14 protein-coding genes are annotated in these 14,572 nt (G+C 72.1%); 2 read left to right on the forward strand and 12 right to left on the reverse strand.

Annotation, left to right across the window (positions count from 1 at the left end; genetic code table 11):
* Positions 1-6: 6 nt before the first annotated feature.
* The 9 genes from carB to I8920_RS08610 all read right to left on the reverse strand — a co-directional run bounded on the left by carB (position 7) and on the right by I8920_RS08610 (position 10,861).
* Complete coding sequence (gene carB, locus I8920_RS08570) at positions 7-3,300, reverse strand: carbamoyl-phosphate synthase large subunit (protein WP_198655971.1); 3,294 nt, start codon at positions 3,298-3,300, stop codon at positions 7-9.
* Complete coding sequence (carA, locus tag I8920_RS08575) at positions 3,300-4,499, reverse strand: glutamine-hydrolyzing carbamoyl-phosphate synthase small subunit (RefSeq protein WP_198655972.1); 1,200 nt, start codon at positions 4,497-4,499, stop codon at positions 3,300-3,302. The genes carB and carA overlap by 1 nt, the downstream gene beginning before the upstream one ends.
* On the reverse strand, positions 4,496-5,059 hold the full coding sequence (locus tag I8920_RS08580; RefSeq protein WP_198655973.1) for a PH-like domain-containing protein: 564 nt from the start codon (positions 5,057-5,059) through the stop codon (positions 4,496-4,498). The genes carA and I8920_RS08580 overlap by 4 nt, the downstream gene beginning before the upstream one ends.
* Positions 5,056-6,414, reverse strand: coding sequence for a dihydroorotase (locus tag I8920_RS08585; protein WP_198655974.1), 1,359 nt, complete (start codon positions 6,412-6,414; stop codon positions 5,056-5,058). Before I8920_RS08585 ends, I8920_RS08580 begins: the two co-directional genes overlap by 4 nt.
* Complete coding sequence (locus tag I8920_RS08590; protein ID WP_198655975.1) at positions 6,411-7,394, reverse strand: aspartate carbamoyltransferase catalytic subunit; 984 nt, start codon at positions 7,392-7,394, stop codon at positions 6,411-6,413. Before I8920_RS08590 ends, I8920_RS08585 begins: the two co-directional genes overlap by 4 nt.
* Positions 7,394-7,993 (reverse strand): bifunctional pyr operon transcriptional regulator/uracil phosphoribosyltransferase PyrR, encoded by a 600-nt coding sequence (gene pyrR / locus I8920_RS08595; protein ID WP_225558028.1) that lies wholly within the window; start codon positions 7,991-7,993, stop codon positions 7,394-7,396. Before pyrR ends, I8920_RS08590 begins: the two co-directional genes overlap by 1 nt.
* A gap of 24 nt (positions 7,994-8,017) precedes the next feature.
* Positions 8,018-8,470, reverse strand: a complete 453-nt coding sequence (nusB, locus tag I8920_RS08600; protein ID WP_198655977.1) for a transcription antitermination factor NusB — start codon at positions 8,468-8,470, stop codon at positions 8,018-8,020.
* 11 nt (positions 8,471-8,481) lie between these two features.
* Positions 8,482-9,045, reverse strand: coding sequence for an elongation factor P (gene efp / locus I8920_RS08605; RefSeq protein WP_071255797.1), 564 nt, complete (start codon positions 9,043-9,045; stop codon positions 8,482-8,484).
* Between the two features lie 124 nt (positions 9,046-9,169).
* Positions 9,170-10,861: an ABC1 kinase family protein gene (locus I8920_RS08610; protein WP_198655978.1), complete on the reverse strand. Its 1,692-nt coding sequence runs from the start codon at positions 10,859-10,861 to the stop codon at positions 9,170-9,172.
* A gap of 154 nt (positions 10,862-11,015) precedes the next feature.
* Between I8920_RS08610 and I8920_RS08615 the strand changes: the two genes are divergently transcribed.
* Together I8920_RS08615 and I8920_RS08620 are read left to right on the forward strand one after the other, a co-directional pair.
* On the forward strand, positions 11,016-11,306 hold the full coding sequence (locus I8920_RS08615; protein ID WP_198655979.1) for a hypothetical protein: 291 nt from the start codon (positions 11,016-11,018) through the stop codon (positions 11,304-11,306).
* A complete protein-coding gene (locus tag I8920_RS08620; protein ID WP_198655980.1) occupies positions 11,306-11,500 on the forward strand; it encodes a hypothetical protein in 195 nt (64 codons plus the stop codon). Before I8920_RS08615 ends, I8920_RS08620 begins: the two co-directional genes overlap by 1 nt.
* A 9-nt stretch (positions 11,501-11,509) precedes the next feature.
* Here I8920_RS08620 and aroB read toward each other — a convergent pair whose 3' ends face one another.
* The 3 genes from aroB to aroC are packed head-to-tail and all read right to left on the reverse strand — an operon-like array spanning position 11,510 to position 14,555.
* On the reverse strand, positions 11,510-12,607 hold the full coding sequence (aroB, locus tag I8920_RS08625; RefSeq protein ID WP_198655981.1) for a 3-dehydroquinate synthase: 1,098 nt from the start codon (positions 12,605-12,607) through the stop codon (positions 11,510-11,512).
* Positions 12,604-13,338, reverse strand: coding sequence for a shikimate kinase (locus I8920_RS08630; RefSeq protein WP_232832701.1), 735 nt, complete (start codon positions 13,336-13,338; stop codon positions 12,604-12,606). Before I8920_RS08630 ends, aroB begins: the two co-directional genes overlap by 4 nt.
* Positions 13,335-14,555, reverse strand: coding sequence for a chorismate synthase (gene aroC / locus I8920_RS08635; protein WP_198655982.1), 1,221 nt, complete (start codon positions 14,553-14,555; stop codon positions 13,335-13,337). Before aroC ends, I8920_RS08630 begins: the two co-directional genes overlap by 4 nt.
* Positions 14,556-14,572 lie beyond the last annotated feature (17 nt).

A 14,572-nucleotide genomic window follows, 5' to 3' on the forward strand; every position in this document is an offset into this window, starting at 1 on the left:
CAGCCGTCACCAGGTCGCGCGCTCGAGCGCGTAGTCCTGCAGGCTGCGGACGTTGAGCGGCGTGCCGATCGTCTCGATCGCCGCGACCGCCGCACCGATCTGCGCGATGGTCGTGAACAGCGGCTTGTCGGCCGCGACCGTCGCCGCGCGGATCTCGTACCCGTCCGCACGACCGGCGGCACCGGACGGCGTGTTGATGACGATGTCGACCTCGTTGCGCGTCAGCAGGTCGACGACGCTCTCGCCGCCCTGGCTGTACTTGCCGACGATCCCGACCTCGATGCCGTTGCGGCGGAGCACCTCGGCCGTGCCCTCGGTCGCGATGATCGTGAAGCCGAGCTGCTGCAGGCGGTGCACCGGCAGCACGATCGCACGCTTGTCGGTGTCGGCGACGCTCACGAAGACCGTGCCGCTGGTGGGCAGACCGCCGTACGCCGCGTCCTGCGACTTGAGGAAGGCCCGCGGGAAGTCTCGGTCGATGCCCATGACCTCGCCCGTCGAGCGCATCTCGGGGCTGAGCACCGAGTCGACGACCTGGCCCTCGCGCGTGCGGAAGCGTCGGAAGGGCAGCACGGCCTCCTTGACGGCGACCGGGGCCTCCATCGGCACGAAGGCACCGTCGCGCGCGGGCAGCATGCCCTCGGCGACGAGCTCGTCGACCGTGCTCCCGGTCATGATCCGCGACGCCGCCTTGGCGAGCGGGATGCCGAGCGCCTTCGACACGAACGGCACCGTGCGGCTGGCACGCGGGTTCGCCTCGAGCACGTAGAGCACGCCCGCACCGATGGCGAACTGGACGTTGAGCAGTCCCTTGACGCCGATGCCGCGCGCGATCTGCTCGGTGGCGTCGACGACGGCCTGGATCTCGGCGCGGCCGAGGCCGACCGGGGGCAGGGTGCACGCGGAGTCACCGGAGTGGATGCCGGCCTCCTCCAGGTGCTCCATGATCCCGCCGGTGTACAGCCGCTCGCCGTCGAAGAGCGCGTCGACGTCGATCTCCACCGCGTCGTCGAGGAACCGGTCGACCAGCAGCGGGAGCTCCGGGCCGATGATCGCCTGGTCGGCCATCCGGTCGAAGTAGTCCGCGAGCGAGGCCGAGTCGTACAGGATCTCCATGCCGCGGCCGCCGAGCACGAAGGACGGGCGGACGAGGACGGGGTACCCGATCTCCTCGGCGACCGCCGTGGCGCTGGCCAGGTCGTGCGCCGTGCCGTTGCGCGGCGCGAGCAGGCCGGCGGCGTCGAGGATCGCGGAGAACTGCCCGCGCTCCTCGGCCGAGTCGATCGCCGACGGGCTCGTGCCGAGGATCGGGATCCCCGCGGCCTCGAGCGGCTTGGCGAGACCCAGGGCGGTCTGACCGCCGAGCTGCACGACCACGCCGACGAGCTCGCCGGTCGCCGCCTCGGCCTCGATGACCTCGAGGACGTCCTCGGCGGTCAGCGGCTCGAAGTACAGGCGGTCCGAGGTGTCGTAGTCGGTCGACACGGTCTCGGGGTTGCAGTTGATCATGATCGTCTCGAACCCGGCGTCGCTCAGCGCGAAGGACGCGTGCACGCAGGAGTAGTCGAACTCGACGCCCTGCCCGATGCGGTTCGGGCCGGAGCCGAGGATGACGACCTTCCTGCGGTCGCTCGGGGCGACCTCGGTCTCGGCGTCGTACGACGAGTAGTGGTACGGCGTCAGGGCCGGGAACTCGCCGGCGCAGGTGTCGACGGTCTTGAACACCGGGCGGATGCCGGCCGCGTGACGCTCGTCGCGCACCTGCTGCTCGGTGACCGGCTGCGCGTCGGTGCTCCGCAGCGACGCGATCTGGGTGTCGCTGAAGCCGTGCTCCTTCGCCCAGCGCAGGGTGTCGGCGTCCAGGGTCTCGGCGGCGCGGACCTCGGCGGCGACCTCGTTGATGAGCACGATCTGGTCGATGAACCAGGGGTCGATCTTGGTGGCCTCGAAGACCTCGTCCGCGGTGGCGCCCGCGACCAGGGCCTGCTGCACCGTGACGATGCGGCCGTCGGTCGGGGTCGTCGACTTCTCGAGCAGGGCGTCCTTGTCGAGCTCGGACGCCGGGGTGTCCCAGTGGAAGCTCGACCCGCGCTTCTCGAGCGATCGCAGCGACTTCTGCAGTGCCGTGGCGTAGTTCCGACCGATGGCCATGGCCTCGCCGACGCTCTTCATCGTCGTGGTGAGGGTGGCGTCGGCGGCCGGGAACTTCTCGAACGCGAACCGCGGGGTCTTCACGACCACGTAGTCGAGCGTCGGCTCGAAGCTCGCCGGGGTCACCCGGGTGATGTCGTTCTGGATCTCGTCGAGCCGGTAGCCGATGGCGAGCTTCGCGGCGATCTTCGCGATCGGGAAGCCCGTCGCCTTCGAGGCGAGCGCCGACGAGCGGGACACGCGGGGGTTCATCTCGATGACGATGACGCGGCCGTTCGACGGGTCGACGGCGAACTGGATGTTGCAGCCACCGGTGTCGACGCCGACGCGACGGATGATGTCGATGCCGATGTTCCGCATGTTCTGGTACTCGCGGTCGGTCAGGGTCAGCGCGGGGGCGACCGTGATCGAGTCTCCGGTGTGCACGCCGACCGGGTCGACGTTCTCGATGGAGCAGATGACGACCGTGTTGTCGTAGTTGTCGCGCATCAGCTCGAGCTCGTACTCCTTCCAGCCGAGGATGGACTCCTCGAGCAGCACCTCGGTGGTCGGGCTGGACTGCAGCCCGTCACCGACGAAGCGGACGAGTTCGTCCTCGTTGTACGCGAAGCCCGAGCCGAGGCCGCCCATGGTGAAGGACGGGCGGACGACCAGCGGGTAGCCGAGGTCCTTCGCGAACTCCTTGGCTTCTTCGAGGGTGTGGGCGATGTGGCTGCGGGCGACGTCGGCGCCGGACTCGAGCACGAGCTCCTTGAAGAGCTGGCGGTCCTCACCGCGCTGGATCGCGTCGACCTTGGCGCCGATGAGCTCCACGCCGTGCTTCTCGAGGATGCCCGCCTCGTCGAGCGCGATGGCCGCGTTGAGGGCCGTCTGCCCGCCGAGCGTCGGCAGGACGGCGTCCGGCTTCTCGATGCGGATGATCTCCTCGAGGGACGCGTTCGTGATCGGCTCGATGTAGGTCGCGTCGGCGAAGTCGGGGTCGGTCATGATCGTCGCCGGGTTCGGGTTGACCAGGATGACCCGGACGCCCTCGGCCCGGAGGACACGGCACGCCTGGGTGCCGGAGTAGTCGAACTCGGCGGCCTGGCCGATGACGATCGGGCCGGAGCCGATGACCAGGACGGAGTTGATGTCTGCGCGCTTCGGCATCAGTTGGCTTCCTTCGTGACGTCTGCTGCAGGGGTGGTCGCGTCGGCGGTGGCCGGGTCGAGCGGCTGCCCGTCGCGACGCTCGCGCACCATGTCCGCGAACCGGTCGAACAGGTACATGCTGTCGTGCGGTCCGGCGGCGGCCTCGGGGTGGTACTGCACGCTGAACGCCGGCACGTCGAGCGCGCGGAGACCCTCGACGACGTTGTCGTTCAGGGAGTAGTGCGAGACCTCGACCCGACCGAACCCGGCCGGCGACTCGAGGACCTCGCCGAGGGGCGCGTCGACCGCGAAGCCGTGGTTCTGGCTCGTGATCTCGACCTTGCCCGTCGTCGTGTCGAGCACCGGCTGGTTGATGCCGCGGTGCCCGAACGGCAGCTTGTACGTGCCGAAGCCGAGGGCACGGCCGAGCAGCTGGTTGCCGAAGCAGATGCCGAAGAACGGACGACCGCTCCGCAGCGACTCCTGCAGCAGCTCCACCTGCGCGTCACTCGCCGCGGGGTCGCCGGGGCCGTTCGAGTAGAACAGTGCGTCCGGTGCGAGCTCCGCCAGGGCCGCGGCGGAGATGTCCTGCGGCACGACGTGCACCTCGAAGCCGCGGGCGGCGAGGTACCGGGTGGTCGAGGCCTTCACGCCGAGGTCGAGCACGGCCAGGCGGCCGATCTGCTCGCCGACGGCCGGGACGACGTAGGTCTCCGGGGTGGACACGACCGACGAGAAGCTCGCCCCGGCCATGCCCGCCTGGTCGCGCACGAGCTGCTCCTGCTCGGACGCCGGCAGCGCCGCGTCGGCACCGCTGAACACGCCGCCCTTCATGGCACCGGCGTCACGGATGCGGCGGGTGAGCGCGCGGGTGTCGATGCCGGAGATCCCGACGATCCCGTCGCGCTCCAGGTGCTGGTCGAGCGAGGCGGTGGCGCGGTGGTTCGACACCACGCGGCTGGGGTCGCGCACCACGTACCCGGCGACCCAGATGCGACGGGACTCGGGGTCCTCGTCGTTCACCCCGGTGTTGCCGATGTGCGGCGCGGTCTGCACCACGATCTGTCCGGCGTAGGAGGGGTCGGTCAGCGTCTCCTGGTAGCCGGTCATGCCGGTCGCGAAGACCACCTCACCGAGCGTGCGCCCGCGGGCGCCGTAGGCCCAGCCGTCGTACCGGGTGCCGTCTTCGAGGACCAGGACGGCCCGTTCGCGTGTCATGCTTTCTTCCCTTCGCCCGCGGTCCGCGGGGCATCGGCCGCAGCTGCCTGCGGCCCGGTCTCGGTCAGTCCCTGCAGGGCGTGCAGCGCGGCTGCGTCACCCTGCGGGAACCGGAAGTAGGTGTCGAGGTCCGTCGCACCTGCGGCGCCGGTCGCCGTCCATCGCAGACGGACCAGTCCCCCGGGCTCGACCACGCGGTCGATGGCCGCCGTGGACCGGTCGGCGCCGCGGACCGCGTCACGCGCGATCCAGCGGTCGTCGGTACCGGCGAGGTGCATCACCACGCCGGTCGCGTGGACCGTCACCCCGCCGCGGCCGCGGAACCCCAGGCCGCCTGCGGTGATGCGTTCCAGCGGCTGGTCGGCGCGGGTCGTCGCGACGGTGAAGCCGTCCCACGACCCGACCGCCGGTGGCAGGTCGGCCGGCACCCGGACGGGAGGCACGGCCTCGCTCTGCTTCCGGGTGCGCGTCCGCCAGGTGCGCGCCATCGCGAGGAACAGGGCAGCGACCGCGAGCAGGATCACCGCGCCGAGGAGCCACCGCTGCGCGTCGCCGCTCACGCGTGCGCCCCCGCCCGCAGCGCCGCGGCCTGCGCCGCGACGGTGTCCGCATCGACCAGCTCGCCGTCGAGGAGGGTCGGGTAGCCCTGGTGGAAGGTCGCGACGACCCGGCCGGGCAGGGTCGTGCCGAGGTACGGCGAGTTCTGCGACTGGCCGGCCAGGTCGGTGACGGCGAACGCCCGGCTGACCGAGGGGTCGTAGAGCGTCACCTCGGCGGGGGCACCCTCGGCGATGCGCTGACCCTGGCCGGCGACCTGACCGATGCGGGCCGGCGCCTCGGACAGTACGCGGGCGACGTCGGCCCAGTCGAGCCGGCCGTCGTCGACCACGGCGGCCTGCACGACGCTCAGCGCTGACTCGAGGCCGACCATGCCGTTCGCGGCCGCCGGCCACTCGCAGCACTTCGCCTCGGCCGTGTGCGGCGCGTGGTCCGTCGCGACGATGTCGATCGTGCCGTCGGCCAGGGCGGCACGGAGCGCCTCGACGTCCTCGCTCGCGCGGAGCGGCGGGTTCACCTTGTACCGGGCGTCGTACCCGGGGGCGCCGTCGACGCCGGCGATCAGGTCCTCGGTGAGCAGCAGGTGGTGCGGCGTCACCTCGGCCGTCACGTCGATGCCGCGGGACTTCGCCCAGCGGATCACCTCGACGCTGCCGGCCGTGGAGACGTGGCAGACGTGCAGGCGTGCGCCGACGTGGTCGGCGAGCAGGACGTCGCGGGCGATGATCGCCTCCTCGGCCACGGCCGGCCAGCCGGCGAGGCCGAGCTCCGACGACAGCCGGCCCTCGTTCATCTGCGCGCCGATCGTCAGCCGGGGCTCCTGCGCGTGCTGCGCGAGCACCCCGCCGAAGCCCTTGATGTACTCGAGCGCACGGCGCATGAGCAGCGGGTCGGCCACGCACGAGCCGTCGTCCGAGAAGACGCGGACCCGCGCGCGGGAGGTCGCCATCGCACCGATCTCGGACAGGTGCGTCCCCTGCAGCCCCTGCGACACGGCACCGATCGGCCGGACCGTGACGTAGCCGGCGTCGTCGCCGAGCGCCTGGACCTGCTCGACCACCCCGGCGGTGTCGGCGACCGGGCTCGAGTTCGCCATCGCGTTGACGGCGGTGAAGCCGCCGGCGGCCGCGGCGCGCGAGCCGGTCAGGACGGTCTCGGACTCCTCGTGTCCCGGCTCGCGCAGGTGCGTGTGCAGGTCCACGAGACCGGGCAGGGCGATCAGCCCGTCGGCGTCCACGGTGGTGGTGCCGGCCGCGTCGAGACCGGACCCGACCGCGGTGATGCGCCCGGCCTCCAGACGGATGTCGGCACGCGAGCCGTCGACCAGCTGCGCGCCACGGATCAGGTGAGCGGTCATGCGGCGGACTCCTTCGGTGCTGCGGCGACCGGCGCGGTCGCTCCGGTGCCGGTCAGGGCGAGGTACAGGACGGCCATCCGGACGGAGACGCCGTTCTCGACCTGCTCGACGACCGTCGAGCGGGGGTCGTCGGCGGCGACGCCGGCGATCTCGAGCCCGCGGTTCATCGGACCGGGGTGCATGATCAGCGTGCGCTCGGACAGCCGTCCGAACCGAGCGGCGGTCAGGCCCCAGTGCCGCGTGTACTCGCGGGGGTTCGGGAAGAAGGCGTCGTTCATCCGCTCCTGCTGGATGCGGAGCGTCATGACGACGTCGGGGTCCTCGGCCAGGGCGGCGTCGAGGTCGTGGTGCACCGCGGCGCCGAACGGGTTGGCGGACACGGGCAGCAGGGTCGGCGGTGCGGCGAACGTCACGCTCGCGCCGAGGGTGCGGAGCAGCCAGGCGTTCGACCGGGCGACGCGGCTGTGCAGCACGTCCCCGATGATCAGCACGCGCACGCCGTCCAGGCCCTGACCGCGCGAGCCGGCACCGTGCAGGCGGCGGCGCATCGTGAACGCGTCGAGCAGGGCCTGCGTCGGGTGCTCGTGGGTGCCGTCACCGGCGTTCACCACGGGGACGTCGATCCAGTCGGCGTCGGCGAGCACGCGGGGTGCGCCGGATGCCCCGTGCCGCATGACGATCCCGTCGATGCCCATCGCACCGAGCGTCTGCACGGTGTCCTTGAGGGACTCGCCCTTCGAGACGCTCGAGCCCTTCGCGGCGAAGTTCAGGACGTCGGCGGACAGGCGCTTCGCGGCGGCCTCGAACGAGATCCGCGTACGGGTGGAGTCCTCGAAGAACAGGTTCACGACGGTCTTGCCGCGCAGGGCCGGGAGCTTGCGCACCTCGCGGGTGTTCACCTCGGCCATCTCCTCGGCGACGTCGAGGATGTGCACGGCCTGGTCACGGGACAGGTCGGCGGTGGAGAGCAGGTGCCGCATCACGCCACCCCCTGCTCGATGAACACGGTGTCGTCGCCGTCGGTCTCGACCAGGTGGAGCGTGACCCGCTCGTCGGACGCGGTCGGCAGGTTCTTGCCCACGTGGTCCGCGCGGATCGGCAGCTCGCGGTGGCCGCGGTCGACGAGCACGGCGAGCCGGACGGCGCGCGGCCGACCGATCCCCTGCAGGGCGTCGAGCGCGGCGCGGACGGTGCGGCCGGAGTAGAGCACGTCGTCGACGAGCACGACGACCTTGCCGTCGATGCCCCCGGCGGGGATGACCGTGCGGTGCGGCGCGCGGCCGATGCCGTGGCCCAGGTCGTCCCGGTGCATGGTGACGTCGAGCGTGCCGACACGCTCGCTGCCGATGCCGTCGACCGCCGACGCCCAGTCGGGCTCGATGCCCGCCAGGATCCGGCCGAGCCGTTCGGCCAGGACGGCGCCACGGGTCGGGATGCCGAGGAGCACGAGGTCCGAGCCACCGTGGTTGGCCTCGAGGAGTTCGTGCGCGATGCGTGTCAGGGCACGCGTGATGTCGGGCTGGTGCAGGACCGTTCTGGTTCCCACGTCGACCCCCTTCCCCGCCTCACTGGACGGCATTAAAGGATGCTGACGTGGTCAACCCTACCGGGACTCCTGGTCCCCTGCGACCGTCCGACCGGACGGTGCACGACCGCCCGAGACGGCTCCGAGCACACCGTTGACGAACCCGGCGGAGTCGTCGGTGGACAGCGACTGCGCGAGCTCGACCGCCTCGGCGATCGCGACGGCGTCGGGCACCTCCGGGTTGAACCGGAGCTCCCACACGCCCATGCGCAGGATGCAGCGGTCGAGCACGGGCATGCGGGCGATCGACCAGCCCTGCGCGTGGTCGACGATGACGGCGTCGATCTCGTGGCGGGCTTCGTCGACCCCGGTGACGATCTGCCGCGCGTAGTCCCAGCTGGACGCACGCTCGGGCTGGTCGAGGTGTCGGACGGTCTCGGTGGCCAGGACGTCCGCGATCGGCAGTTCGCGCACCTCGGCCACGTACAGCATGTCGAGGGCGCGCTTGCGGGCCTTCGAACGAGCACTCATACGGTCAGCGCCTAGGAGTTGACGCGACCGAGGAAGCTGCCGTCACGCGTGTCGATCTTCACGGTGGTGCCGCTCTCCAGGTACAGCGGGACCTGGATGCGGTGGCCGGTCGCGATGATGGTCGCGTCCTTGGTGCCGCCGGACGACCGGTCGCCCTGCAGGCCCGGCTCGGTCTCGACCTCGGTGGTGATCGACGTCGGGAGCTCGACGTACAGCGGGTTGCCCTCGTTCATCGCGATGGTGACCATCGCCGACTCGAGCAGGTAGTTCTTGGCGTCGCCGACCACGGTCGCCGAGACCGGGATCTGGTCGTACGTGTCGGTGTCCATGAACACGTAGGAGTCGCCGTCCTCGTAGAGGAACTGGTAGTCACGACGGTCGACGGTCGCGGTGTCGATCTTCGCGCCGGCGTTGAACGTGCGGTCGACGACCTTGCCGGAGACGACGTTCTTGAGCTTCGTGCGGACGAACGCGCCGCCCTTGCCCGGCTTGACGTGCTGGAACTCGACGACCGACCACAGCTGGCCGTCGATGATGAGAACGGCGCCGTTCTTGATGTCTGTGGTACTGGCCATGAGTCGTCGGTGTCCCGTTCGGTCGTGTTGTGGGGTGTCCTGGGCCGCGGACGGCCCCGGACGAGTGTAGCGGACGCCCGCCCGCCGACCGCAGTGGTCCGGGGCGTGCGCGCCGGATGCGCGCTCAGCGTCGCCGTCGCGCGCGCCACGCGTCGATCGCCGCCCAGGCGAGCAGCACCACGGCCGTCCCGCCGAGCAGCGCACCGGCCGCGCCGGTCGACAGCGCCGCGGTCGGCCGCGCGGGCATCGCCAGGTAGACGATCGACAGGACCCCGGCACCGGCGCCGAGCAGCACGAGCAGGATCCGTCGGATCGTGCCGGACACGAGTTCACGGTCGCGCCGGTCCGCGAAGAGCCGGATGTTGACGGTGAACTTCCCGGTCTCGATCGCCTCGCCGATCCGGTCGACCCGGCGCGGCAACCGGCGCGCGGCGGACACCACACCGACCAGTTCCTTGACCGCGAGGTCGCGCAGCTTGCCGGGACGCAGCTGGTCGGTGATCTGCTGTCGTGCCAGCCCCCGGGACTCTTCCAGCAGGTCGAACGACGGGGCGAGCGTGCGGAGGGTCCCCTCGAAGATCGCCAGTGCGCGGGCAGCCGCGACGAAGTCCGGCGGCGGCTTCAGCCGGTACCGGCCGAACACCTCGACGGCGTCGTCCACGGTCTCGACGCCGATGCGTGCGCCGGGGCCGAGCTCGTCCGCGACGAAGCGCGCGATGTCCCGACGGAAGTCGGGCTCGTCGTGCGCGTCGCGCACGGGTGCCATCCGCAGGACCGCATCGGCGATCCGCGAGGTGTCGTCCTGCAGGTAGGCGGCCAGCAGGTCCTGGACCGTGTCCCGGAGACCCGGGTCGAGCCTCCCGACCGACCCGAAGTCGATCAACGCGGGCCGACCGTCGGGCAGCAGCAGCACGTTCCCCGGGTGCAGGTCCGCGTGGTACAGGCCGTCGAAGACGACCTGGCGCAGGAAGGCGCGGAGGATCGCGCGCATCGGCGCGTCCAGGTCGCGCTCGGAGCGCTCGGCGCGGATCGCGCTGAGCGTGTCGCCCTCCAGGAACTCCATGACGAGCACCCGGCGGCCCGACAGCTCCGGGTACGGGTCCGGGAACCGCACCTCGTCGGCACGGGCACTGCGGGCCTGGGCCGCCCGCAGCGCGGTCAGGTTCCGCAGCTCGGAACCGAAGTCGACCTGGCGCACCAGGTCGTCGGCGTACTGCGCGGCGATGTCCTGGACCCCGACCTGCCGGGCCTCGGTCGACCACCGCGCCAGGAACCGGACGACCCGGAGGGCGATGTCGACGTCGCGGCGCACGGCGGCGTCGATCCCCGGCCGCTGCACCTTCACGGCCACCGCGGTGCCGTCCGGCAGCCGCGCCCGGTGCACCTGCGCGATCGACGCCGCGGCGACGGGCACCGGGTCGAAGGTCGCGAAGACCTGCTCGACCGGGGCGCCGAGCTCCTGTTCGAGCAGCGCGAGCACCTCGTCGGCCGGGGCCGCGGTGACGTCGCGCTGCAGGTGTGCGAGGCCCTCGGTCCACTCCTCGGGCAGCAGGTCGTCGCGCGTCGAGAGCAGCTGGCCCATCTTGACGAAGCCGCCACCGGCCTCCTCGAGGGCCCGACGCAGGTGCTCCGCCTGGTCGCGGCGCAGGTCGGACGAGGCCGGGTCGTGCGAGAAGTCCAGGCGACGGAAGGGCAACAGGTGGTGTCGGCGGGCGATCGACAGGACTTCGGTGAAGCGTCGGCTCCGGGAACGCAGCGTGCCGACGTCGGCATCGCGGGGGCCGGAGAGGTCGCTCAGGCGGGGCGGGGTGGGCACGCCCGCCAGTCTGCTCTCCGGTGCTGTGGCCCTGCTCCCCGCAGGCTGCGTCGCGTCGTCCTCCTGTTCCTCCACAGACGGGAGGCGCGGCGCGGCCTCCACAGGTCGGCCGACGCCCGGCCACCGGGCGCGTTCCGTGCGCCACGCTGCCGGCATGGAGACAGCACTGGTCGCGGCGTGCATCGCCGCAGGGGCGGCGATCGTGGCGGCCGTGGTGAGCTGGTTCGGGGCGTTCCAGAACCGGCGCGCCGCGGACCGCGATCAGGCGTGGAGGCGACTCACCTGGGCGCTGCGGGCCGATCGCCCCCGGGCGGAACACGACATTTCGAGAGCTGTCCTCGAACGGCTCATGACCGTACGGTGGGCCTCGAAGTCCGACCAGGACCTCGCACGTCGCGCCCTGCGTCGACACGTCCGCCCCGACCCCGAGATGGAGGATCCCTGATGCACCTGTTCGCCCCGCTGCCGGACCGGCCGGCCTTCAAGATCGACGGCACGCCCGAGGACGACGCCGCAGTCGACGCGTGGTCGGAGGGCGCCACGGTCGACGAGTGGCTCGAGTCTGAACGGACGGGCGTCGTCACCCTGTCGATGCGCGTGAAGTGGTGGTGGCGCCGGACCAGACGGGTCCTGCGCTGACCGGTCGGGCTAGACGCCGACCTCCTGGTAGGCGGTGAACAGCAGGTGGTCCTCCGGGCCCTCGAGCACGACGGGCTTGCCGACGCCGTCCAGGATGATGAACCGGAGCATGCCGGCCCGGGCCTTCTTGTCGCGGCGCATCGTGGCGAGCAGGCCCTGCCACCGGCCGACGCCGTACGAGGTCGGCAGGTCCAGCGAGTCGAGGATCGCCCGGTGCCGGTCCACCGTCGCGTCGTCCAGGTGCCCGGTCAGGCGCGCGAGCTCGGCCGCGAACACCATGCCGACCGACACCGCGGCGCCGTGCCGCCACTGGTAGCGCTCGGCGTGCTCGATGGCGTGGCCGAGGGTGTGCCCGTAGTTCAGGATCTCGCGGCGGCCCTGCTCCGTGAAGTCGTCCGACACGACCTCGGCCTTCAGCGCGATGGCCAGCTCGACGACACGGCGGAACTCCGGCGTGGTCGGGTCGGTGACGCGGTCGACGCCGGCCTCGATGATGTCCAGGATCTCCGGCACGGCGATGAACCCGGCCTTCACGATCTCCGCGAAGCCGGTCAGGATCTCGTTGCGCGGCAGGGTGCGTGCGAGCTCGAGGTCCACGACAACCGCTCGGGGCGCGGAGAAGACGCCGACCAGGTTCTTGCCCTCGTTCGTGTTGATGCCCGTCTTCCCGCCGACGCTGGCGTCGACCATGCCGAGCACGCTCGTCGGCACGGCCACGTAGGGCACACCGCGCAGCCACGTGGCGGCGACGAAGCCGGCCAGGTCGGTGGCCGCGCCGCCCCCGAGCCCGATCACCGCGTCGGTGCGGGTGAAGTCGGCCTGGCCCATGATCTGCCAGCAGAAGGCCGCCACCTCGACGCGCTTGGCACCCTCGGCGTCGGGCACCTCGGCGATGAGGGCCTCGAGGCCCGCGTCGGCCAGCAGGGCGCGGAGGTCGTTCGCGCGCGCACCGAGCGTCGGGGCGTGCACGATGAGGACCTTCGCGACGCGCGGGCCGAGGATCGCAGGCAGTGCGCCCAGCAGATCGGTGCCGACGGCCACGGTGTAGCCGTCGTCGCCGCCGACGCGGATCTCGGTGGTCCCGGCGGGCAGGGTCGGCTCGGTCACGGTGCTCCCTCGGTGCTGCTGTCGGTGCTGGCGCTGCCGGCGCTGGTCGCGCTGCTGGCGCTGGTGGCGCTGGTGGCGCTGGTGGCGCTGCTGGCGCTGGTGGTGCTGCTGCTGGTGGCGCCGCTGGCGGTGGCGCTGCCGGTGCTGGTCGTGCTGCTGTTGGCGTCGTCGTCGCGCAGCCACGCCACGACCTCGTCGACGACGTGGGACATCGGCCGCCGGGACGTGTCGACCACGACGTGCGCAAGTTCCGCGTAGGTGGCGGCCCGCTCGTCCGTGATCGCCTTCCACGCGTCGATCCCGCCGTTCGCCAGCAGGGGCCGGTCGGACCCGGCGATGCGCTGGGCGACGGCCTCGGCCGAGACGGTCAGCAGGACGACACGGACCCCGGCCAGTGCGCGACGGGTGTCCGGGTGCGTCACGGCTCCCCCGCCGACGGCGATGACGCCGCCGGTGGTCAGCGCGGCGCGGACCGCGTCGGCCTCGAGCGCCCGGAACGCGGGCTCGCCGCGCTCCGCGAAGATCCCCGGGATCGGCCCGTGTGCACGCACGATCGCCCGGTCGGTGTCGGTGAACGGCACGCCGAGCGCCTTGGCCACCCGCTTGCCGACGCTCGACTTGCCGGCACCCATCGGTCCGATGACGACGACGGGCGCGACGGCAGGGCCGGCGGGTCCGCCGGGTCCGGCGGCTGGTCGCCCCGAGCCCGCCGCCCCCGTGTCGTCGCTCACTGGTCGGCGGACGACGCAGCCGGGTCCGTCCGACGCGTCCGGAGGGTATCCGGGATCGCCGCGAGGTACGCGTCCAGGTTGCGCTTCGTCTCCAGGACGTTGTCGCCGCCGAACTTCTCGAGCACCGCGTCGGCGAGCACCAGGGCCACCATCGCCTCGGCGACCACACCGGCGGCGGGCACGGCGCACACGTCGGAGCGCTGGTGGTGGGCCGAGGCGTCCTCGCCGGAGACGACGTCCACGGTGTGCAGCGCGTGCGGCACGGTCGCGATCGGCTTCATGCCGGCGCGGACGCGCAGCACGGTGCCGGTGGACATGCCGCCCTCGGTGCCGCCGGCCCGGTCGCTCGTGCGGTAGATCTCGCCGTCCTCGCGGTACAGCTCGTCGTGCGCAGCGGAGCCGCGGCGTCCGGCGGTCGCGAAGCCGTCACCGACCTCGACGCCCTTGATGGCCTGGATGCCCATGATCGCCGCCGCCAGGCGCGCGTCGAGTCGACGGTCCCAGTGCACGTGCGAGCCGAGGCCCGGCGGGACGCCGTAGAACAGCACCTCCACGACGCCGCCGAGCGTGTCGCCGTCCTTCTTCGCGGCCTCGACCTCGGTGACCATGCGCGCCGACGTCTCCGCGTCGAAGCAGCGCAGCTGGTCCTCGTCGAGGCGGTCCACGTCGTCGGGCAGCGGGAGCTCGGTGCCGTCCGGCACCCGGACCGTGCCGACCTGCAGCGTGTGCGCGACCGAGCGGATGCCGAGCTCGGCGAGGAACGACTTGGCGACGGCGCCGAGGGCGACGCGGGCTGCGGTCTCGCGAGCGCTGGCGCGCTCGAGGATGGGGCGGGCCTCGTCGAAGCCGTACTTCTGCATGCCGACCAGGTCCGCGTGACCGGGCCGCGGGCGTGTCAGGGGCGCGGAACGCCCGCGGGACATCTCGGTGGACTCCACCGGCTCGGGGCTCATGACCTCGACCCACTTCGGCCACTCGGTGTTGCCGATGCGGATCGCGATCGGGCTGCCGAGCGACCGGCCGTGCCGGACACCGCCGGAAACGTGCAGTTCGTCCTGCTCGAACTTCATGCGCGACCCCCGGCCGTAGCCGAGCTTGCGGCGCGCGAGATCGGCGCGGATGGACTCGAACGACACCGGGACACCCGCGGGCAGGCCCTCGAGCATGGCGATCAGTTCGGGTCCGTGGGACTCACCAGCAGTCAACCAACGAAGCATGCGGCAATCCTCCCACA

The organism is Curtobacterium sp. YC1 (genome assembly GCF_016267665.1).
GTDB lineage: Bacteria > Actinomycetota > Actinomycetes > Actinomycetales > Microbacteriaceae > Curtobacterium.